Raw genomic sequence first — 22,684 nt, forward strand, 5'->3', positions numbered from 1 at the left:
CCGAAGAGAGAGAAATCAACATGAGAGACGTTTTCGAATCCGCGCTAGAAAAATTATTTACCGATCACGTATCGGCGGAAGCGGTGCTGAATGCCGAGCGCGACGGCTGGCAGCCGCAGTTGTGGGCGGCAATTGAAGAGTCCGGCTTCGCCCTGGCCAGCGCGCCGGAAGAACTGGGTGGTGCCGGCGCCAGTTGGGATGACCTGTTTGGTGTCTTGCAATTGTGCGGCCGTTTCAGTTTGCCGCTGCCCCTGCCCGAAGCGCTGCTGGGCAACTGGCTGTTGGGACAGTGCGGCCTGGAAGCCATCGCCGCACCTCTGTCGGTGGCACCCCGGGCCGATCTTGTCTGGGAGGGTGGCCGCGTCAGCGGTACCTTGCAGCAGGTGCCCTGGGGGCGACATGTAGAACAGGTGGTGGCCGTTGTGGCCGGCCCGGAGCCCACTGTGGTGGTGCTGGCAACGGCCGCTTGCAGCGATAAGATCCTGTCCACCAATACGGCCGGTGAGGCTCGCGACGACCTGGTGTTTGAGCAAGCTACACCGCTGGCAAGTCAATCGCTGGCGGCGGGGTTGGCAGCAGATGTGCTGTGGCAGGGCGGAGCGCTGCTGCGCTCAGTGCAAATGGCCGGCGCCCTGCAGGAAGTGATGCGAGTCGCGGCCGAGTACGTCAATGAGCGCGTCCAGTTTGGCAAGCCGATCGCCAAATTCCAGGCGGTTCAGCACCAGTTGGCAGTGCTGGCCGAACACGTAGCGGCCACCCGTGTGGCGGCTGAGGCCGCCTGTGTGGAATCCACCGCCGGGCTGGCATTACTGCCCCTGATGGCGGCAAAAATCTGTGCCTCGGAAGCGGCCGGAATCGGCGCGTCGTCTGGCCATGGCGTGCACGGCGCTATTGGTTTTACTCACGAATACAGCCTCCATCTGCTGACCCGCCGGCTGTGGTCCTGGCGCAGCGAATTCGGATCACTGACCTACTGGTCGGATCAACTGGGACAAGCGGTGTGTGGCGCGGGTGTTAAACTCTACTGGCCGACCATTACATCAGGAGCTTTACCGCAATGAATTCATTTCTCCAGCTTGAGCGCGATGGCGCCATTCTCAAGGTAACCCTCAACGACCCTGACAGCCGCAATGCGCTCACCAGCCCGGAGCAGTTCCAGGAAATTGTCAGCTTGTGTGAAGAGCTGCGCCATGATTACAGCGTCAAGGTGATCATACTGACTGGTGCCGGCGCCTCTTTTTGTGCCGGTGGCAATATCAAGGATATGCGCGATCGAGCCGGTATTTTCGCCGGCAACCCGTTCGAGTTACGCGACGGTTACCGCAACGGTATCCAGCGCATTCCCACCGCACTCTACAACCTGGATATTCCGGTAGTGGCGGCGATCAACGGTCATGCCATTGGCGCCGGCCTGGACCTGACCTGCATGTGTGATGTACGCATCGCGGCGGAGGGGGCCAAGTTCGCTGAAAGCTTTGTCAAACTGGGTATTGTGCCCGGCGATGGTGGCGCCTGGCTGTTGCCGCGAGTCATCGGTATGCCGAAAGCGAGCCTGATGGCACTGACCGGCGATATGATCGATGCCCGGCAGGCGCTGGAGTATGGACTGGTGACTGAGGTAGTACCTCGCGAAGAGTTGGATGAGACGGCACTGGCCATCGCTAAGCGCATCGCCGTCAACCCGGCCCACGCTCTGCGCCTGACCAAGCGGTTGTTGCGCGAGGGGCAGCATATGCGCCTCGATTCGCTGCTGGAAATGTCCGCCGCCTATCAGTCCATTGCCCATCATACAGAGGATCACGAGGAAGCCGTTTCTGCCTTCCTGGAAAAGCGTGCGCCCGAATTTAAAGGCCGTTAGGAGTCTGGCAGATTCCGATAACGCCGTATAAGTTGGAGAATAAACAATGAGAAAAGTATTCCGCGACGATCACGAAATGTTTCGCGAACAGGCGCGCCGCTTTATCGAGAAAGAAATTACGCCGCACCTGGAAAAGTGGGAAAAAGAGGGTATCGTGCCCAAGGAAATCTGGCTCAAGGCCGGGCAGACCGGACTGCTGTGCAGCACCGTGCCGGAAGAGTACGGCGGCCCCGGTGGCGATTACGGTCACTCCGCAGTGATGATTGAAGAGCTGGCCCGGGTCAACGCTACCGCGGTCGGCTTTACCACCCACTCGGAAATCGTCGCCAACTATATTGTTGCCTATGGCAATGAGGAGCAGAAGCAGCGCTGGTTGCCGGGTATGGTGTCCGGTGAAATTATCGGGGTGCTGGGGCTGAGCGAGCCCAGCATCGGCAGTGACCTGCGCGCCATGCGCACGCAGTTCAAGAAAGACGGTGACGACTATATCGTCTCTGGCCAAAAGACCTTTATTACCAACGGTGGCAACGCCGACCTGGTGGTCACCGGCGGCAAGCTGGATATGAACGATAAGAAGTTGACCCTGGTGTGTGTCGAAACCAGTCGCGACGGCTTTGCCAAGGGGCGCCTGCTGGACAAGATCGGCCTCAAGGGGCAGGACACCTCGGAGTTGTTTTTTGACGACGTGCGGGTGCCCATGAGCAATCGCTTGGGTGAAGAGAACGAGGGCTTCAAATACCTGTCGCACCAGTTGGCCTGGGAGCGTTTGATCATCGCCATTCGTGCGGCCCAGTCAATCGAATCCATGATGGCGGAGACGATTGAATACGTGAAAAGCCGCAACGTTTTTGGCCAGACCGTCTTTGATTTCCAGAACACCAAGTTCAAGTTGGCAGAAGCCAAGTCGCAGCTCACCATGCTGCGCGCGTTTGTGGATTCCTGCCTGGAAAAGATCATGCTCGGCGAGTTGTCGGCGGACGAGGCGGCCATGGCCAAGCTGGTGGGCTCGGAGATGCAGGGCAAACTGCTGGATGAATTCGTGCAGTTGCACGGTGGTTACGGCTTTATGAACGAATACCGGGTCAGTCGCGCCTGGGTGGATGCCCGGGTGGCCCGTATTTACGGCGGTACCTCGGAGATTATGAAGCATATTATTGCCAAAACCCTGTAATTCCTTCGGCCCGGTACCGAATTTGATTTGAAAAACCAGGTAAAAACACAGCAAGATCAAGATAATACAATTGGAGTTTGGTCAATGGCTTTTAGTATGTATGAGTTGACGGTTCCGGTATTGCAGCAGGGGTTGGGTAACCTGGCCGGTTGCCTGGCCAAGGCCAGCGCCCACTGTAAAGACAATAATATTCAAGAATCTGCACTGCTCAACTTTCGCTTTTATCCAGATATGTACCCCTATGTCCAGCAGGTCCAGACCGCTGCCGATACCGCGATTATGGCTGCCAGCCGACTGGCGGGGGAAGAGCCGGCGTTGCTCCCCCAGGAAGAAACCGATTTTGCCGGCTTGATCGCCAGGGTGGAGGATGCGCGGGCAAAACTGAAGGCAATCCAGCCCGAGCAACTGGCCGGTAGTGAGTCGAAATCGATCAGTTTTACGGCGATGAATACTTACCGAATATCGTTTAAAAACGGCGCGGACTATTTGCAGAAATTCATTCTGCCAAATTTCTATTTTCACTGTACTACCGCTTACGACATGCTGCGCCACAATGGTTTGCCGCTCGGCAAGCGTGATTTTATCGGTGATTTTGGCGCCGATATGGCACCGCTTTGAGAGCGGGGTAGTGCCAGCAACCGCACCACTCTTTACGTTGGGGATCAGCCCCGATTCAAAAAGCGAATAGCAGCTTCCTTGCGGTTCGTCACCGCTAAGTATTGACCAGTTGTAAAACTCTGTAAGGCCCGGGCAAAGCGTGATTGGGGTTTGATCCTGATTCAGTAAATGCCCGGGTTATTACACCAGCCTCGGGCCGACACAATAGCAGTCCTGATTATCCTTATGAATATTTCAGCTAAAGGCGACAGTAGATAATTATTTTGTAGCCATTGAGCTATCAGCTTTGCTCCCGGTCTGGCTTCAGGGGCTTGCTTTCAAGACTCGCCGTCAATCCATCCTTGGAGGCTCCACGACAGCATGGATGCTGTTGTGGAGCCCCAGGGGTAGATCTGGGTTTCCGGGTAAAAAGGCTGGACGGCGACGCTATGGGCTGGCACAGGAGTTGCAGTGTTAAGCTCGCTGGCACTTTAGCCGGCGGGTTTAACGCAGGATCGATACTAGGGCCCAGGCTTCCGCAACCAGCGAGCGATCAACACAATGAATTATCTTGACTACATTATCGTCGGCTCCTATATGGTAGGGCTGATCTATATGGGTTGGCTGGTATCCGGCGAGAGCGACAAGGAGAGTTATTTCCTCGGAGGACGTTCCTTTGGCTGGGCGCCCCTGACCCTGTCCACCATGGCGACTCAATTGTCCGCCATCAGTTTTATTTCTGCACCGGCCTTTGTGGGCCTGCGCGAAGGCGGTGGTATGGCCTGGCTCGGTTTCGAGTTTGGTGTGCCGCTGGCCATGCTGGTATTGATGACCACCATTATTCCCGCCCTCTACAAGTCGGGTGTGGTCAGTATTTTTGAATTTCTGGAACGGCGTTTTGGCGTGTCCACGCGCATACTGCTCAGCATCGTATTCCAGATAAGTCGCGCCTTTGCCACCGGTATTATGGTGTACATATTGGCGATTATTCTTGAAAGCGTGCTAGACATCAGTTATTTGCAGACCATTGCCATTATCGGCGTGGTGACCATCGTCTATTCCACCGAGGGTGGCATGAAGGCGGTGGTTTGGGGTGATGTGGTCCAGATGATCATGATCACCGTCGGCTTGATGATCTGTGTCGGTTTTGGTCTGCATCACCTGGGTGGCTGGGATGTTTTCACCGCTAACGTCGACCGTTCGCGGTTGATGGCCGTGGACTACAGCTCCTTTGGTTTCAGCGGCGATGAGTTTGGCTTCTGGCCCCTGGTGTTTGGCGGTATGTTCCTGTACATGTCCTATTACGGTTGCGATCAAACCCAGGTGCAGCGCGCCATGTCCGCCAAAAGTGAACACACCTTGCGCCAGATGTTGCTCGCCAACGGTGTCCTGCGTTTTCCCATTACCTTGCTGTACTGCTTTTTGGGCTTGATTATCGGTACCTTCGCTTTGGTAACGCCGGAGTATATGGCTTCTATTCCGGCCAATGAGCCGGATAAAATGATGCCCATATTTATTCGCGACTACCTGCCCAATGGTATCAAGGGCATTTTGATTATCGCTATTTTTTCGGCCGCCATGTCGTCATTGAGTTCGACCATCAACTCGCTGACCGCGGTGTCCATGGAAGACCTGGTATCCAGAGGTTACCCCAACCTCAGTGATAAAGCCTACGGCTGGGTATCAAAACTGGTCTGCGTTCTCTGGGGTGGGATAATACTGATTTTCTCGCTGTTTGCCGGCGATATCGCCGATACCATTATTGAAGCCATCAACAAGGTCGGTTCGGTCTTTTACGGCCCCATACTGGCACTGTTTGTGATTGCTGTTTTTGTGCGCAATGTCAACGTAGTGGGTGCCAATATCGGGCTCCTGAGCGGTGTTTTCCTGAATATGTATTTCTGGCTCGCCCAGCCGCAGATCTTCTGGCTGTGGTGGAACCTGATCGGTTTTGTGGTCACTGTAACCGTAGGCATAATAGTCTCCCGGTTTGCCTACCAGGGACATGTCCATGGCCAGGAGAATATGCTGACATTTTCTTTTGACCTGCTGAAATCCAAATTCGCTTTGATCCTTGTGCTGTACTTTGTCGGTATTGTGCTGTTTGCCACCGCACTGCCTTCACTGTTCAACCTGATTGCCTAAAGCGTATCAGCAACCCGCTGCAGCTTGCTCGGGCAGCGAAGGGGCTGGTTTAGATCCCCCGGTAGTGCCAGAATAGGGTCAACCGCCTGACTCAGATGGCGGTGTCTCCGGGGGAAGTAAGCAAACATCATGTACTCACAATCAGGAATAGCTGGAAGCACAGGCCGTGCGAATTGGTATGCCACCGACTGGGAGGGAAAGCGCCACTGGTCGATAGCGCGCCTGTTTCTGGTTGTTCTCTGCGTCTCTCTGCTGTTGAGTCTCGCGTTTACCTACTTGCGGGCGCCGGTATACCGCAGTACTGCCACTCTGTTGATTGCGCCACCGCCGACCTTTAGCGACGGCTCGCAAGAGTTCAACCAGCAATACGTCGCCGTCCAGAGTCAACTGCTCACCAATCGGCAACTGCTGGAATCTACCTGGCAGGTCTTGCAATCCAATTCCTTTCCGGATCTTTTTCCCGACCTGTCGCAGCCACAGATCCAGCAGATGCTGCAGGTCGAATTGTTGCCGCAAAACATTGTGCTGCTGCATGTTACCGGTACGGATAAAATGGCGGTGCAGCCCATCGCCTCGACCTGGCTGGCAAACTACATTGAAATGCAGGGCACTGGCATAGACGATACCCAACAGGAGACCTTGTCGACGCTGGAACAGGAAAACCGCAACCTGATTGCGCACCTGAACAGCAAGCGCAGCGAGATCGAAGCATTTGCTCAGCAGCACAAAATCACGTCCAGCGTGCGTGAAGAAAACGAGACCTTAAGCCAGTTGAGCGGTTTGAGTGCAAGGCTGGCGCAGGCCAGTGGCGAAGTGGTGCAGGCCCGCGCCCGATTGCAGTCCTTGCAGGAATCTGAACTGCGGGGCGAGCTGGCCGCCGAAGGGGACATTGCCCGGGAACTGGCGGCCATGAAAAGCCAGGCCGCCAAGCTCAAGGGCAAGCTCGATCGGCTGCGGCAGCGCTATACAGCGGCCTATATGGCAAAGGAACCGACCATGGCTGCCATGCAGGACGAATACCAGTTGCTGCAGTCCAGTATCGGCGCAGTGCTGAAGGAGGCGCATCAGGAGGCCCTGCAAATCGCCGCGCGGGAGCTGTCCCAGGCACAGGCGCTGCAGCGTGGCTTGCAGGAGCAATTGAGCCAGTCCGATCAGAAGATACGCGAGTTCACTGAGAACTTCTTAAAGTACGAAGAAATGCGGCGTGAGCTGCAGCGACTGGAAGAAATGGTGCACGCGGCGGGTGAGAAACTGGTGGCGGAAACGGTGGGCAATCGCAACCGCGCCCCCCGGATCACCGTACTCGATCCGCCCCAGGTTCCCGACCAGCCAATCTACCCCCACTATGGGCGCGACGCCATGATCAGCGTTGCCGGCTCGCTGCTGTTGGCGCTGGTCTGCAGTTGGCTCTACCTGGGGTATTTGCGCAACCGTATCTGGATTATGCCGGCGACCGCCGATTCAGTGCGGGTCAATTCCCTGCAGTTGGCCGCGCAGGCGAGGCAGGGTCTGCCGGGTGCAACAGGGGGGCATTTGCTGGAAGATCGCTCGGTTTACGAGGCGAATCAATTGCCGAGCGCGCAACCGCAGCCGCAGATTTTACAGCCCGGGCATATAGATGCCTTGCTGCAGGTGGCGGTGCCGTCGACCCGTATTCTTATTGCACTGCTGGTGAGTGGGGTGCGGCCGCAAGAGCTGCCTCAATTATCGATCCAGGACTTCGATGCCGAGAGCCGCAGCTTGAAAATTGCCGGCCGCCAGCAGCGGCTGTTAACGGTTTCCGAAACAGTAGCAACAATGTTGCAGGCCTTCAGCCAGGGGCATCCCGATGGGGGTTGCATCTGGCAGGACGGTGAGGGGCAGAGGCTCAGTGTAGACGAGCTGGAGGCGATGCTGCGCTGCGCGGCAATCGATGCTGGCCTGGCCCAAGGGCACAGTATTGGTCTGGCAGATTTGCACTTTACCTACCTCACTTACCTGGTGGGCCAGGGCCTGCGGCTGGGGGAACTGGGTGCGATCGCGGGTACACTGGACAGTGCCACGTTGCAATTTCTGTCCCATTTTGTGCCCTCAGGTGGCGGCTTGGCGCTGGCGCAGATCAATCCCCATTACCCGTTGCCAGCTGCTGTTGCCAGCCGCAGCGTTGCCCACAACAGTGAACAAAGTTGATGTAATCCAGTTTCGAAATTGTCGGCCAGCTGGTCGTCAGTTCGTCAATCCGGAGCTCTCCCGGCCGGAGTAATACCCACCAACCAAACAGGTATTCGGAGGATCAACAAATGAAAATAAAACTGTCGATACTGGTGATACTCGGGTTCGTGATCCCGTCGCTCGCCAGGGCAATGCCCTACGACTTCGACAACGGCAACGCCGCGTTCGAGATCGTTATCCAGACCGTCGCACCGGTGGTGTTTACCGAGGTATCGCCGACCGGGGGTGATGCCACCCTGGTACTGCGCACCACCACCCTGATAACCAACGCCTGGTTCGATGCCACCGCACCCTATGCGGCGCCGGCAGTGGGTGTCTACTCACGCATTGCGCATCGGCCTGCGGCTGAGTCTGCGACCAATGCCAATTTGAATATCGCGCTGTTGTACGCCTCCTACCGAGTGCTGGAGCGGCTGTTGCCGAGCTATCGAGATACCTGGCGCGGGATGCTTGCGGGGGTCGGCCTCGACCCGGACGATAACAGCACCGACCTGACCACGGCGGTGGGCATCGGTAACGTCGCCGGACATGCGGTTGCGCTGGGGCGTGAGCGGGATGGTATGAACCAGCTCGGTGACGCCGACGGGCGCAGCTATAACCCGGAACCTTACCGGGATACCACCGGATACGCACCGGTAAACACCGCGTACCAACTGGTCAACCCGTCCCGCTGGCAGCCGGACATGCAGCGCCAGGGTACCGGCATCTACAAGATCCAGCAGTTCGTGACGCCCCAGTACGGCCTGACCGAGCCATACTCCTATAAAAACCCCAAGCGCTTTCGCGTGCCGCCACCAATCAACAGCAATCACCACCGCTTCGGGCGCTACAAGCAGCAGGCCGACGAAGTCCTGCAGGCCTCGGCAAACCTGACTGACGCCCAGAAGATGCAGGCCGAACTGTTCGACAACAAGATCAACAGCCTCGGTTTTTCTGCCATCTTTGCCGCCTTTTCCCAGGGCTTGAGTTTGCGCGAGTTTATCGAGCTCGACTTCCTCACCAATATGGCCGCCCACGATGCCGGTATCGTTATCTGGCAGGAAAAGCGCCGTCATGACGCGGTGCGCCCGTTTAGCGCAATCCAGTATATCTATGGCGACAGCCCGGTTACCGCCTGGGGTGGGCCGGGGCAGGGCACGGTTAGCGACCTGCCAGCTAACGAGTGGAGAAGTTACCTGGAAGAGGCCGACCACCCTGAGTACCCGTCGGCGTCAGCCTGCTTCTGCGAGGCTCACGGCCAGGCTGCGCGTCTCTACCTGGGTAACGATAACCTGAACTGGACCGTGCCGGCGCCGGCCGGTTCGTCGCGTATAGAACCGGGCATCACGCCGGCAACCGACATTGACCTGTTTTTCCCGACCTGGACCCAGTTTGTCGACGACTGTGGCGCCAGCCGCGTTTGGGCCGGGGTGCACTTCTGGTCGGCGGTAGAGCAGAGCCAGCGTCTCTGCAAAGTGTTTGGCGACCAGGCCCACGGTTACCTGCAGGAACTGGTAAACGGCACCGCAGCGCCCAGGCCACCCGCAGTTGGCCTAGCAAAAAAAGGGCGCAAGCATCACTAGAGTTGTGCGGGCGCCGCTACTGGGCGCGGTATCGATAGACGTTGGATACTGTCCGTTCCGGTGGCCGCGCCACCCCAGATGAAGACCAGGCACTTTCCCGGGTAGCACCGGGGTTCCGATAAATATCCTATAGCTGAGCCCGAATTTTCCTGGCGATGGATTCCAGTTCGTCATTATCAGCCCTGACGCGAGAGTGAATCTGCAGCTCCAGGCCGTGAAAGCGGGGAATAATGTGGGTGTGAATATGGAATACGGTTTGTCCCGCCGCCGCGGCGTTCAGTTGCACGATAGCAAAGCCCGGGGCTTCGATGGCCTTCTGCACGGCGCGGCCTACGATCTGGGTGGTGGTGATCATGGCCCTGGCATACTCCGGGTCGAGATAGAGCAAATTGGTCGCGGGTGACTTGGGAATTACCAGCACATGCCCGGGGGTGACTGGCATGATGTCCATAAAGGCCAGTGTCATGTCATCTTCATAGACACGGGTAGAGGGCGATTCGCCCCGCAGTATTTGGGCGAAGATATTGTTGTTGTCGTAGGGATCGTGCAATTGCATTGGGGAGTCCTTCGAATCGGTGCTGCTCCAGCCTACATAACCATATGGGCGTTGTAGCGCTCGTGCTGCTGGGTAACCGCTGATTTATCCAGGTTTTGCAGTATGTCATCAATGACGCGACTGATGCGGACCGAGTTTTTTATCTGCTCCAGTTTTGGCCAGGTCTCTCTTTGCCCGGCGGCGATCAATCTTTCAATGTCATTTTCCCGGTAGTTAAACAGGGTGTTCCCCTTAAAGACATGGGCGCTATCCAGCACAATATTAATATCGCCCACATAATCCTGGTTGGTCAAGTGGTGCAAGGTGGCGAAGAGCGGATCAAACAGCCCCAGGGTAACCGGCGACAGCCAGCGGCGGGTGGTTTGCAACGATTCCTGAAAGCCGGCATTGAGCAGAGTACGGGCAGACTTGGCCAAACTGTCGCTCGAAGAATTGGGGTCGGCCGCGAGAAACGGTCGCGCTACAGGATTGATCATGCTGACGATGTAGTGATTGATGCCGTACATGCGGGATAAACGTTTGAAGGGCAGGTCTTCGGCCAGCGACCCGTCGTACCAGCGCCGGCTGCGCAGGTAGGGTTTGGTTCGGCCCCTGGAGTCTTTGGCTTCAAGCTCTACCGGTTCTGCCAGGCCGGGGACGGAGCAAGAGGCTTTGATCGCCGATCGTATGGTGACGTTGGGCGAAGCGATGGCATTCAAAAGACGCGAACGCTGATGGCGCTCCACCGGTGCGACCGAAACGTTGATATAGCGGCCGGTATGCTCAAACGCCTCCTGGAAAGTCATGTTTTCCACAAACGAATCGATGACGTCATCGCGCTCGTTTTCCAGATCGGCACGCCCCTTGCCTCGCGATATTCCGAAGATGTCGCCAAGGCGAATTCCCTCTTCAAATTCATAGCGTTTGTGTAAAAAATAGTCTGTTAATTCCGCCTCGGAGCGGGTGCCAATTTGCGCCGCCGTCCAGGCACCGGCGCTGGCGCCGGAAATGACATTTGGCAGCAAGTCGTGTTTCAGGAGCGTGTCGACAACGCCGTGATGGAAGTAGATCAAACCGGCGCCGCCGCTTAATGCGAGGGCGGAGCGCCCATAGCAGTGACTGGCGCGGCGAAAGAAATTCAGTTTCTCATCTATAGGCAACTGGCTTTCCGGCACATCGGCAATCAGTTTTAAGGCCTTGATGATCAGGTTGACGTAGTCATCAATAAGAACTTTGGTGCCGAGCTTGGCCTGGCGATACAGGGCGCGGTTGCCCATGCCCGCCATATTGCCATGGATGCCTTCATTAAGAGCAAATAACACCTCTTCCATATCGCCATCGTCGAGGGCTTGGCGCAGGGCTTTGTAACGCTTCCTGATTTGACGGGCGTCATAGAGATCGCAGTGCTCGCGCTGCTTCCACTCTTCGGCGCCTGACATTCGGTCGTGTTTAGCGGCCATCTCCTGCCAGTCGCTGAAGCTATTGGCATTGCGCATGAGCTGCTCGAGTTTTCTCAACTTCCAGCGTCGCGTTAAGGAATATCCGGCCGCCATATGTCACCTGTAAACTGGTTAAAAGCGCTTATGAGATGCCTGCATCTCATAAAACACGTGTGTTTTAAGAATAGTTCTTATAATAAGAGGCGGCACGGCACCTGCATAGCCCTATTTAGTACTCATTCATAAGCCGCAGGTTTTGCCGGGCGCTAAAAAGTAGCGCTCCGGACGGACCGCGACGGGGGTTAGATCAGGCCGTGTGTAGATACGGCCACCGGGTCAAGCTGAGGCCACTGGGGGGGTGTGATAGCCGCCCTTGACGTACATCAGCGGCTGGCGCTGGGCGTTTAAAAAGGCCTGGTGAATGCGGCCGACAAAGATCTGGTGATCACCGCCGTCGTAAATAGCGTACTTTTCACACTCGAAGCTGGCGATGGTGTCTTGCAAGATCGGCACATTCAGGCTCCAGGTCTCCCAGGGCGTCAAAGCAAAACGGTCTTCCACCTTGCTGGCAAAACGCCGGGAAATATCCTGCTGGTCATGACTCAGGATATTGATGGCAAAGCAGTCGCTGTGGCGAAACGTGTCGAGGTTGGCGGAATCGTTTTTCAGGCAAAACAGCAGCAGCGGCGGCTCCATGGACACCGAGGTAAAGGAGTTGGCGGTGAGGCCCACCGGTTTGCCGTTGGCATCGGTAGTGGTCACCACGGTAACGCCGGTGGCAAAAGCGCCAAACGCGCGGCGCAGGGCCAGGGTATTGACCTGGGCGGTGCGAGTGGGTGCCAGCACCTGGGTAATGGCGTCGAGGGCGTGTTGGTCAAAGCGATCGAAAACCGGGTTGAGGTTGAATAAATCCCGCTGTGTCTCTTCGGCAATAAACTGGATGTTTGGCAGCGCCTCGCGGGCGGCAGTAAACAGCGGGTTGTTGGCGCGGGAGCCAATCAGTGTGGTCGGCACGGATACGGCGCGGGCAGCGCTGGTGATGCGCGGCAGCAGGGCGGACAGGTCGCTGGCCATGATCTCGCTTTCGCAGAGGGCGGGGTCGGCGTGCCAGCGCCAGCTGCTGGCAGCAGTCTTGCGCAGATACTTGTGAATGGTGGAGGGCGATAGCCGGGTTGCGGTTATGTCCGCGATGGCCTGCTGGGCCTGTTGGTTGTCGGTTGGACTGGTGCTGACGGCGCCGGCGATCTGGCGCAACTTGTGGCGCCGCTGGGCGCTGTCCTGGGGGTAGGGGCTGACCAGCACCAGCGCCTCGACCAAATCCTTACCGCTGCGCAATTTTTCTTCCCCGGCGGCCAGCACCGCAATCTGGGCACCAATACCGGAGCCGACAATGGCCGCTTTGGCAGGCAGGGTTCTCAACACCGCGAGCACGTCGTCGACCATGGCGTCGAGGCTGTAATTATCGGTCCAGTCGCTATCGCCGTGTCCGCGCAGATCCAGTGACACCACGTGGTAATTCTCCCGCTGCAGTCGCTGTGCCAGGTGCATCCACTCGTGGTGGGTCTGGCCCTCCGAATGCAGCAGCAAAATGCATTGTTGGGCTTCTGTGCCGCCGATCTCGGCCGCCAGTGTAACGCCGTTGTCCAAGTTCAGTTGTGTGTATTCCATCGCTGATTACCCCCGGTTGAGCCTGCCCCCTGACTTTTACCTTGATTAGGAGTAAAGCGGGTAATAGGCTGAAAAGTCAGAGTGACAAAAATGTCATTCTAGGGATCAGGGGTTGCAGGCGCGATGCTTTTGGTTGGACGTGGGGTAAAACCCCGGCTTTTCCTGCTTGTTAATGTGTAGTCGTTATCTTCTGGTTGTTCACTTGAGGTTGCTCACTTGGGGTAGTTCATTTGAGACTGTTTATTTTTAGGTTACGAGCCTGCTGCTACTAACTGCCACAGGCGTGAATCAGGAATTCCCGAAACGCTTCGCTGCAAGGATCCAGTTTTTTGCCCCGCTTCCAGATCAATCCCACCTCCATGTGCGGTATCGACTCCAGGGTGACGCTGGCTTCGATCTTGCGCCCCTCCAGTGACCAGGGCCGATACACCAGGTCCGAGAGAATAGTGACCCCGAATCCGTGGCCAATCAGACCGCGCAACCCCTCCATGGAGCTGGTGCGAAAGGCGACGTTGCGCTGCTGTTGCTGCGCCGCCCAGTAGCGCTCGGTCGAGGCCTCACCCTCATCCACAGTGATCTGGATATAGGGGTAGCGGGCGATGTCCGCCAGCGCCGGCGGTTGTTTGTCCAGCAGCGGGTGGTTGGCGGCGGTCCACAACTGGCGCCGCGAACGCACCAGCACGTGGTGGTCCAGTTGCTCCAGCTGGTCGGCGTTGGACAGTATCACGATACCCAGGTCCAGCTGGTCGCTGGCGATGGCCGCCTGGATTTCCGCGCGAGCCATGTCGTGCAGGTCGATGGCGATTTCCGGGTAACTGGCGCGGAAGCGGGCCATCAACGGTGGCAGGAAGTAACCGAGAATGGTGTAGGACGCGGCGATGTTCACCGCGCCGCGGAGGTTGTGGACCTGGAAGCGGGGCTGGCGCAGGGCGTCGTCGAGGGAGTCGAGGATTTCGCGGGCGCGCTGATAGAAGCTGTGGCCGTCCGCCGTCAGGGTCACCCCGTGGGGATGGCGCTCGAACAATTTGACCCCCAGCTCCCGCTCCAGGGTCAACACGGCGGTGGTAATGGCCGATTGGGTGACGTGCACCTGGGCCGCGGCCATGGAGAAACGCAGGGTTTCCGCGGCGGCGACAAAGTAGCGCAATTGCTTGAGGGTAACGTTACTGGAAGTCATTAGCTTAATTTATACCTGAGTGCAGATTTATTCAATTTACAATATTAAGACACTTACGTAATGTGTGTTCAATAATTTTTCTAATCAGGTTCGGAGCGAGCGATGGATGCCGGCAAGTTGGATACCCGCACTGACGGGTTGCGTGAAGTCACCCTGGACGACAAATACCTGCAGCCCAGTGGCCGCATCTATATCAGTGGCACCCAGGCCCTGGCGCGCTTGCCGATGCTGCAAAAGCAGCGCGACCAGCAGGCGGGCCTGAATACCGGTGGCTTTATCTCCGGCTATCGCGGTTCACCCCTCGGCGGCCTGGATATGGCCCTGTGGCAGGCGAAAAAGCACCTGGCGGACAAAAACATCATCTTCCAGGCGGGGGTTAACGAAGACCTGGCCGCCACTTCCGTGTGGGGCACCCAGCAGGTCAACCTCAGCCCCAATGGCGCCGATGTCGATGGCGTATTTGGCATGTGGTACGGCAAGGGGCCGGGGGTCGATCGCTCGGCCGACGTCCTCAAACACGCCAATGCCGCCGGCACTTCCCCGCATGGCGGCGTGTTGATGCTGGCCGGCGACGACCACGCCGCCAAATCCTCGTCGGTGGCGCACCAGTCGGAACATCTGCTGATTGCCTGCGGCATTCCGGTGTTGTACCCCTCCAACGTGCAGGAATACCTGGATTACGGCCTGCACGGCTGGGCCATGAGCCGCTATTCCGGGCTGTGGGTGTCAATGAAATGCGTCACCGATGTGGTGGAATCATCGGCCTCGGTGACCCTCGATCCCGACCACCTGGATATAGTCATTCCCGAGGATTTTGAACTGCCCGAAGGCGGCCTCAATATCCGCTGGCCAGACCCGCCGCTGGACCAGGAAGCGCGCATGCACAACCACAAGTGGTATGCCGCGCTGGCCTATATTCGCGCCAATAAACTCAATCGCGTGGTGATCGATTCACCCCAGGCGCGCTTCGGTATTATGGCAGCCGGCAAGGCCTACCTGGATGTGCGCCAGGCGCTGGCTGACCTGGGGCTGGATGACGCCGCTTGCGCCCGTATCGGTATTCGCCTGATGAAAGTGGGTTGCGTGTGGCCGCTGGACGCCCAGGATGCGCGTGAGTTTGCCACCGGCCTGGAGGAGATTCTGGTGGTGGAGGAAAAGCGCCAGATTCTGGAGTACGCACTCAAGGAAGAACTCTACAATTGGCGCGACGATGTACGGCCGAGAATTTTCGGCAAGTTCGACGAGCGCGATAACTCCGGTGGTGAATGGTCGGTGCCGCGCGGCCAATGGTTACTCCCGGCCTGCTACGAACTGTCACCGGCGCTGATTGCCAAGGGCATCGCCACGCGCCTGGAGCGGCTCGGCTTGCCCGCCGACGTGATGGCCAAAATCAATGAACGTATCCGGGTGATTGAGGGCAAAGAGCAGGAGGCGGCCATGCCGCGCCTGACCGTGGACCGCAAGCCCTGGTTTTGCTCTGGCTGCCCGCACAACACCTCCACCCGAGTGCCGGAGGGTTCCCGCGCCCTGGCCGGTATCGGCTGCCACTACATGGCCATGTGGATGGACCGCAAGACCGACACCTTTACCCAGATGGGCGGTGAGGGCGTCAGCTGGATCGGGCAGATGCACTTCTCCAACGACAAGCATGTGTTCGTCAACCTTGGCGACGGCACCTATTTCCATTCCGGTCTGCTTGCCATTCGCGCCTCGATCGCCGCTGGCGCCAACATTACCTACAAGATTCTCTTTAACGATGCCGTGGCCATGACCGGCGGCCAACCGGTGGACGGTGTCTTGACGGTGCCCATGGTGGCCCAGCAAGTGGTTGCCGAGGGAGCGAAAAAAATAGTATTAGTCTCGGACGAGCCGGAAAAATACGCCTCCCGTGAGGGCTTGCCGGATTCGGTCAGTGTCCATCACCGCGACCAGTTCGACGAGTTGCAGTTGCAGCTGCGGGATACCGCCGGCACTACCATTATGATTTACGACCAGACCTGCGCCACGGAAAAACGCCGCCGGCGCAAGCGCGGCCTGGCCGTGGACCCGCCTCGACGCGCCTTTATCAACCCCGATGTGTGTGAGGGATGCGGTGACTGTTCGGTGCAATCCAATTGCCTGTCGGTAGAGCCGCTGGACACCCCATTGGGCACCAAGCGGGCGATTAACCAGAATTCCTGCAACAAGGATTTCTCCTGTTTGAAAGGCTTTTGCCCGAGTTTTGTCACTCTCGAGGGTGCGCAGTTGCGCAAGCCGCAAACCAGTTCCGGACAGCTGCCCATGCCCGCTGATATTCCGGAGCCGGAGCTGCCGACCCTGGAAAAGCCTATTGGTATCGTAGTGACCGGAGTCGGTGGTACCGGTGTGGTGACTATCGGCGCGCTGTTGGGCATGGCCGCACACCTGGAAAACAAGGGGGTGACGGTGCTGGACCAGACCGGCTTGGCGCAAAAAGGCGGCGCGGTGATGAGTCATGTGCAGATTGCCGCTGACCCGGCTGCCATCCACGCCACGCGTATCGCCACCGGGGAAGCGGAAGTCCTGATCGGCTGTGATGAAATTGTCTCAGCCTCGGCGGATGCCCTGTCGCGGGTGCGCAACGGTCACACCACGGCGGTCATCAACAGTGCGCACACGCCGACGGCGGAGTTCCTGTCCAACCCGAACTGGCAGTACCCGAGCTCCAGCGTCGAGCAGGATCTGCTGACCGCCCTGGGTGAGCAGTGCAGTTTTCTGTCCGCCAGCCAGTTGGCGGTAAGGCTGCTCGGCGACAGCATATTTACCAATCCGTTGATGCTCGGCTACGCCTGGCAAAAAGGCTGGCTGCCCCTGTCGCGGGCGGCGCTACTGCGCGCCATGGAGCTCAACGGCGTGGCGGTGGAGAAAAACAAGCAGGCATTTGAGTGGGGCCGGGTGGCCGCCTACGACGCCGAGCTGATCCCGGCCGCAGAGCACAAGGCTGAAGTGGTCAAGCTGCACTTTCCGGAATCGGTGGCGGAAGTGGTTGAGCGTCGGGTGCGACTACTCAGCGCCTACCAGGACGGCGCCTACGCCGCGCGCTACAGCGAGGCCATTGCCCGTTTTGAAAACGCGGTAAAATCCGTTGCGGGTAGCAACAGTCTGGTGCTCAGCGCGGCGAAAAACCTCGCCAAACTGATGGCTTACAAAGACGAGTACGAAGTGGCTCGCCTGCACACCGCACCGCAGTTTATGCAGTTGTTGCGCGAGCAGTTTGAGGGTGAGCCGGGGGTTGATTACCAGATCAACTATCACCTGGCGCCGCCCATGATTGCGAAAAAAGACAGTAAGGGCCACCTGGTTAAAAGCAAATACGGCCAGTGGATGCTGGGCGCCTTCAAACTGATGCGCAAGTTCAAAGGCCTGCGCGGCAGCTGGCTGGATGTGTTCGGCAAGACTGCCGAGCGCCGCCAGGAGCGGCAATTGGTTGAAGAGTATCTGCAGTTGCTGGAGGAGCTGGCCCAGCGCCTGGATAAAGACAATATGGATATTGCCCGGTCACTGCTGGAGCTGCCGGACAGCATTCGCGGCTATGGTCACGTCAAGGAGGGCAATATGGCAGCCGCCGCGGCACAGCGTACCAGTCTGTTGCAGGAGTTGCGCACGGGCCGAACCACCGCTGCAAACCGGGTCCCGGTGCAGCAGGTGGTATAAGCTCGAGGCTGCACAGGGAAACTGAAAATGGCGGCACGCCCCTGTGCCGCAGCAGCCTCCGCTCAAGCCGGAGGCTCGCTAACTGTTTGATCGCCACAACAATAGCTAGTTTAAGGTGGGTCAAGATGTTGAATGCGCTGGATTTTTCCGGCCGAACTGCGCTGGTGGTGGGCGGTTCCAGTGGAATTGGCAATGGCATTGCCCGGGCCTTGTTGCGCCAGGGGGCGACGGTGCATATCTGGGGTACTCGAGCCTGTGCCGAGGATTACTGCAACGAGCCTGGTTCTGACCTGAGCGGGATGCAGTACCAGCAATGCAACGTGGCCGATGTTACAGCGGTTACCGAGTTGCAGCCGCTGTTTGCCAGCCTCGATATCCTGGTGCTGTGCCAGGGCCTGGTGCGCTATGAACGCAAGGAGTTTGACCCCGCCACCTTTCGCGAAGTAACCGAGGTCAATCTCAATAGCCTGATGACCTGCGCCAATAAATTTTATCCGTTGTTGAAGCGCAGTGGTGGCTCCCTGGTCATTATCAGTTCGCTGGCAGGGTTCGCGGCCCGCTTCGGCAACCCGGCCTATGCCGCCTCCAAGGCGGGGGCCATTTCCCTGACCAAGTCGCTGGCGCAGGCTTGGGCTGCGGACGGTATTCGGGTCAATGGGGTGGCGCCGGGATTGGTGCCGTCGAAATTGACCCGGGTTACCTTCGCTGACCCCCGCCGCAGCGACAAGGCATTGCGCGGTATTCCCGCTGGCCGCTTTGGCACTGCGGACGATATAGCCGGCAGCGTGCTGTTCCTGGCCTCGCCGCTGGCGTCCTATGTTTTCGGGCAGACCATCACCGTGGATGGCGGCAAGGGACTGGGCTAATTTAACGGTCAGAATAAGGAGGCGATCAACATGAGTTGGGATTTTGAAACCGAGCCCGAGTTTCAGCAAAAGCTCGACTGGATAAAGCAGTTTGTTGAGGCGGAAGTCGAGCCGCTGGAATTTGTGCTGGGCAATCACTACGCCGTGGGCAACCCCGACAATGAGCGCCTGGTGCGTCCCCTGCAAGCCCAGGTCAAGGCGCAGGGCTTGTGGGCCTGTCACCTGGGGCCGGAGCTGGGCGGGCAGGGCTACGGGCAGGTAAAGCTGGCCCTGGTGAACGAACTGATCGGCGCAGCGCGATTCGGCCCGATCGTTTTCGGTTGCCAGGCGCCGGACAGTGGCAACGCGGAAATACTCGCCGTCTACGGTACCGAGGCGCAAAAAGCGCGCTACCTGCAGCCCCTGCTGGAGAATGAAATTGTCTCCTGTTTTGCCATGACTGAGCCCCAGGGCGGTGCCGATCCGCTGCAAATACAGACCCGGGCGCGGCTGGATGATGGTGGCTGGCGATTGCAGGGAGAAAAGTGGTTTGCCACCAATGCCAGCACCGCGGCATTCTTTATCGTGATGGCAAAGACCGATGACGATGCCGAAAAACCACACCAGACCATCTCCGCCTTTATCGTTCCAGCGGAGGCCCAGGGTATAGAAGTAGTGCGCGATTGCGGCTACGGCACTGCGATGAAAAACCATGCCTATGTGCGCTTTAATGACGTTCGTATTGCCGCGGACCATCTGCTCGGTGCCCGGGGGCAGGGGTTCGCCGTCGCCCAGACTCGTCTCGGTGGCGGCCGCATTCACCACGCCATGCGCACCATTGCCAAAGCCAGGAAGGCGCTGGACTACTTATTGCGCCGTGCAGCATCACGCACTACCAAGGGCCAGCCGCTGGCGCAACTGCAAATGATCCAGGAGCGCATTGCCGATTGCTGGATTCAATTGGAGCAGTTTCGCCTGCTGGTGATGCGCACCGCCTGGCTGATCGACAAGTTGCAGGACTACCGCCAGGTGCGCATGCACATTGCCGCGGTCAAGGCGGCCATGCCGAAAGTGCTGCACGATATCGCCGGACACGCTTTGCAGGTGCACGGTTCACTGGGTTTGTCCGATGAAATGCCGTTTATGCACTGGATCACCGAATCCTATTTTCTCGGTCTTGCCGACGGGCCTACGGAAGTGCACAAGGTGACTGTGGCACGCCAGTTGCTCCGCGAAATCGGTGCCGAAGACGGTCCTTTTCCGGATTATCACCTGCCGCGGCGAGCGGCGGCGGCGCGCCTGAAGTACGCGCATCTGCGCGGCGATAAAAGCCAGTGAGCCCGGTCGACAATCGCCTCAACGAGATTGACCTGGGGGCGCTGGCCAGCTGGATGGCGCAGCAAGGCCTGGGGCGCGGCCGCATTGAGCAGCCCCGGCTGCTGGCCGGCGGCACCCAGAACCTGATTGTGCAGTTCAGTCTGCAGCAGCGGCCATTTGTCTTGCGCAAGGCAGCGGCCTCGGCCTACGCCAATGGCAGTGAAACCATGCGCCGGGAAGCCCGCGTGCTGGCGGCATTGGCCAGCACTGATGTCCCCCACGCTCACCTGATCGCCGCCTGTGCTGAAGAAGATGTACTGGGTGGTGCGTTTTACCTGATGGAGCCGGTGGATGGCTTTAATGTCAGTGTCGGTATGCCCAAACTGCATGGCGGTGATCCGCGGCTGCGCCGGCGCATGGGGTTTGCGCTGGTCGACGGCCTGGCCGCGCTGCGCCGGGTTGATTACCGGGCAGTGGGGCTGGAAGAATTTGGTCGCCCCGACGGTTTCCTTGAGCGCCAGGTCAGTCGCTGGCGCAGCCAACTGGAAAGCTACCAGCATTATCCCGGCTGGCCCGGCAGCGCCAATCTGCCCGAGGTGGATGCGATCGGCACATGGTTGGATCGGCAGCGGCCGCAAACCTTCAAACCCGGTATTCTGCATGGCGACTACCACATAAAAAACGTGCTTTACCGCAACACGGCAGCGGGCCTGGCCGCCATCATCGACTGGGAATTGGCGACCATTGGTGATCCGATGATCGACCTGGGCTGGCTGCTGGCCACCTGGCGCGACGCGGACGGCGCCGCGGGCGGTACACCCATAGTCATTGAGCCCTGGCAGGGTTTTCCCACGGCGACGGAGTTGGTGTCCTATTACGCGCAATGCACCGGAGAGGATGTTTCCAATGCCCGCTGGTACGGCGTATTTGCCTGCTTCAAGCTGGCATTGTTGTTGGAGGGTACCTACGCTCGCGCCTGCGCTGGCAATGTCGATAGCGGAGTGGGGCGCGAATTTCACGCCCGGGCATTGGCGCTGCTGCGGCGGGCCAGGGAGTGGATCGTATGACAGCTGCAGGTTTAATCCGCCCAAGCTGGTCGCTGGGTCAGCGGGAAACTCCGGTTGCGGCACTGGCGCGGGCAGTCGCAGTTCACCCGGGCAAGGTGTTTCTCGATTTCAGTGGTGGCAGCACCAGCTACCGCGAATTCGATCATCTTAGCAATGCACTGGCGCACTCGTTGCGCGAACGCGAACTTGGGGTCACGGCGGGCGTGACCCTGGCGTCGCTGCTGGACAACAGCCTCGACGCTGTGCTGTTGTGGTTTGGCATGAACAAGCTTGGTGCCCTCACTTGGGACATTGAAAAGTCCACGGCCAAAGTCAGCCGCTAATATTCGCCCTTGGTGATGTGCGGCACCAGTCTGTGAACAACCCTGGGAAGTGCTGAATAATCAGCGCCTCCCCAACTTGAAACTGAAGGAGACATTATGCGCGCAGCCATTATCAACCAGCGGGGAGCGACCCCCGTGGTACAGGAATTCCCGGAGCCGCAACCCCAGGCGGGAGCGGTATTGATCAATGTTGAAACCACCGGCCTCGGCGGCTGGGATGTGCTCGGCGCCTATCGCCTGGGGGTGGAGTTTCCCTGCGTGATTCGCGGCGAGGGGGTGGGGCGCACCGAGGATGGTCGCCGGGTCTATTTCGGCGAGCGTTCGGTCATACCCTACGGCTCCTGGGCAGAGAAAACCCTGGTGCCGGAGGCGGAAGTCTGGGAGGTGCCGGACGATGTCGATGATTGCACTGCGATCACCATGGGTATCGCCGCCACTGGCGCCCTGGTGCCACTGGAGACAGCGAATATCCAGCCCGGCGAGACGGTACTGATCCTGGGGGCCACTGGAACCCTGGGCCAGATTGCCCTGCAGCTGGCGCGCTACCTCGGTGCCGGGCGGGTAATCGGCGCCGGTCGCAATCGCGCGACGCTGGAGACATTGAAAGCCAAAGGCATCGCTGATGAGATCGTTTGCCTCGGCAGTGATGACGATGTGGCCGCCCATAAAACGGCCGCCGGCGAGGGTTACGATGTGGTTCTGGATGGCGTTTGTGGCCAGCCGATGCTGGACGCACTCAAAGCCACCCGCCGGGGCGCCCGTATCCTCACCATCGGCACCGGGGCGGGGCGCCAGATCAACCTGGATATGGCCGACCTGCTGTTTAAGACCTTGTCGACAGTGGGCACTGGTCAGCGACCGGCGGCGGATCGCGAGCAGATCTGGCGGCGTCTGTTGCAGATCGCCCGGGAGCAGAATATCCAGGTGGATTATCAGGAGTTTGAGTTCGCCAACGCGGCGGCGGCCTGGCAGGCGCAGGTAGACGGGGTGAATAAAAAGATTATCGCGCGGTTGGATTGAACGGCTGCCGAGCGCGGGGTCCTTGTAAATTTAACCCTGCGCTATTGGCGTCAAGAGCCATTGCAGCCAAGAGCCAT

The 22,684-nt window shown here is 58.7% G+C and carries 17 protein-coding genes; 13 read left to right on the forward strand and 4 right to left on the reverse strand.

All coding sequences use genetic code 11. From position 1 onward, the window contains the following. The first annotated feature begins 20 nt into the window (after positions 1-20). The 7 genes from G8764_RS13055 (at position 21) to G8764_RS13085 (ending at position 9,544) form a co-directional block, all read left to right on the forward strand. A complete protein-coding gene (locus tag G8764_RS13055; RefSeq protein ID WP_166165097.1) occupies positions 21-1,061 on the forward strand; it encodes an acyl-CoA dehydrogenase family protein in 1,041 nt (346 codons plus the stop codon). Further along, positions 1,058-1,858 (forward strand): crotonase/enoyl-CoA hydratase family protein, encoded by an 801-nt coding sequence (locus G8764_RS13060; RefSeq protein ID WP_166165098.1) that lies wholly within the window; start codon positions 1,058-1,060, stop codon positions 1,856-1,858. The genes G8764_RS13055 and G8764_RS13060 overlap by 4 nt, the downstream gene beginning before the upstream one ends. 46 nt (positions 1,859-1,904) lie before the next feature. Continuing rightward, a complete protein-coding gene (locus tag G8764_RS13065) occupies positions 1,905-3,029 on the forward strand; it encodes an acyl-CoA dehydrogenase family protein (protein ID WP_166165099.1) in 1,125 nt (374 codons plus the stop codon). 27 nt (positions 3,030-3,056) lie between these two features. Continuing rightward, positions 3,057-3,647, forward strand: a complete 591-nt coding sequence (locus G8764_RS13070; RefSeq protein WP_207951875.1) for a DUF1993 domain-containing protein — start codon at positions 3,057-3,059, stop codon at positions 3,645-3,647. A 540-nt stretch (positions 3,648-4,187) separates the two neighbouring features. After that, entirely contained in the window at positions 4,188-5,771 is a 1,584-nt protein-coding gene (locus tag G8764_RS13075) for a sodium:solute symporter family protein (protein WP_166165101.1), read from the forward strand. 129 nt (positions 5,772-5,900) lie between these two features. After that, positions 5,901-7,940 (forward strand): hypothetical protein, encoded by a 2,040-nt coding sequence (locus G8764_RS13080; protein WP_166165102.1) that lies wholly within the window; start codon positions 5,901-5,903, stop codon positions 7,938-7,940. Between the two features lie 110 nt (positions 7,941-8,050). Continuing rightward, positions 8,051-9,544: a vanadium-dependent haloperoxidase gene (locus tag G8764_RS13085; protein ID WP_166165103.1), complete on the forward strand. Its 1,494-nt coding sequence runs from the start codon at positions 8,051-8,053 to the stop codon at positions 9,542-9,544. Positions 9,545-9,671: 127 nt separating this feature from the next. On the opposite strand, the gene G8764_RS13090 is transcribed toward G8764_RS13085, so the two are convergent. From G8764_RS13090 to G8764_RS13105, 4 genes are all read right to left on the reverse strand, one after another. Then, positions 9,672-10,100 (reverse strand): HIT family protein, encoded by a 429-nt coding sequence (locus G8764_RS13090; RefSeq protein ID WP_166165104.1) that lies wholly within the window; start codon positions 10,098-10,100, stop codon positions 9,672-9,674. A 32-nt stretch (positions 10,101-10,132) separates the two neighbouring features. Further along, entirely contained in the window at positions 10,133-11,632 is a 1,500-nt protein-coding gene (locus G8764_RS13095; RefSeq protein WP_279538453.1) for a patatin-like phospholipase family protein, read from the reverse strand. Positions 11,633-11,854: 222 nt separating this feature from the next. Then, a complete protein-coding gene (locus G8764_RS13100; RefSeq protein ID WP_166165106.1) occupies positions 11,855-13,186 on the reverse strand; it encodes an alpha/beta fold hydrolase in 1,332 nt (443 codons plus the stop codon). 268 nt (positions 13,187-13,454) lie between these two features. Beyond that, the gene (locus G8764_RS13105) at positions 13,455-14,363 is read right to left on the reverse strand and encodes a LysR family transcriptional regulator (RefSeq protein ID WP_166165107.1); all 909 of its coding nucleotides are present in this window, start codon (positions 14,361-14,363) and stop codon (positions 13,455-13,457) included. A 102-nt stretch (positions 14,364-14,465) separates the two neighbouring features. Between G8764_RS13105 and G8764_RS13110 the strand changes: the two genes are divergently transcribed. The 6 genes from G8764_RS13110 (at position 14,466) to G8764_RS13135 (ending at position 22,607) form a co-directional block, all read left to right on the forward strand. Continuing rightward, on the forward strand, positions 14,466-18,035 hold the full coding sequence (locus G8764_RS13110) for an indolepyruvate ferredoxin oxidoreductase family protein (RefSeq protein WP_166165108.1): 3,570 nt from the start codon (positions 14,466-14,468) through the stop codon (positions 18,033-18,035). A 125-nt stretch (positions 18,036-18,160) separates the two neighbouring features. Next, a complete protein-coding gene (locus G8764_RS13115; protein WP_207951876.1) occupies positions 18,161-18,901 on the forward strand; it encodes an SDR family NAD(P)-dependent oxidoreductase in 741 nt (246 codons plus the stop codon). A gap of 30 nt (positions 18,902-18,931) precedes the next feature. Next, positions 18,932-20,218, forward strand: coding sequence for an acyl-CoA dehydrogenase family protein (locus G8764_RS13120; RefSeq protein ID WP_166165109.1), 1,287 nt, complete (start codon positions 18,932-18,934; stop codon positions 20,216-20,218). Beyond that, positions 20,215-21,264: a phosphotransferase gene (locus tag G8764_RS13125; protein ID WP_207951877.1), complete on the forward strand. Its 1,050-nt coding sequence runs from the start codon at positions 20,215-20,217 to the stop codon at positions 21,262-21,264. Before G8764_RS13120 ends, G8764_RS13125 begins: the two co-directional genes overlap by 4 nt. Then, complete coding sequence (locus G8764_RS13130; protein ID WP_166165110.1) at positions 21,261-21,587, forward strand: AMP-binding protein; 327 nt, start codon at positions 21,261-21,263, stop codon at positions 21,585-21,587. Before G8764_RS13125 ends, G8764_RS13130 begins: the two co-directional genes overlap by 4 nt. Positions 21,588-21,683: 96 nt before the next feature. Then, positions 21,684-22,607: a quinone oxidoreductase family protein gene (locus tag G8764_RS13135; protein ID WP_166165111.1), complete on the forward strand. Its 924-nt coding sequence runs from the start codon at positions 21,684-21,686 to the stop codon at positions 22,605-22,607. Positions 22,608-22,684: the final 77 nt, after the last annotated feature.

The sequence above is a fragment of the Pseudomaricurvus alcaniphilus genome, assembly GCF_011440395.1.
GTDB lineage: Bacteria > Pseudomonadota > Gammaproteobacteria > Pseudomonadales > Cellvibrionaceae > Pseudomaricurvus > Pseudomaricurvus alcaniphilus.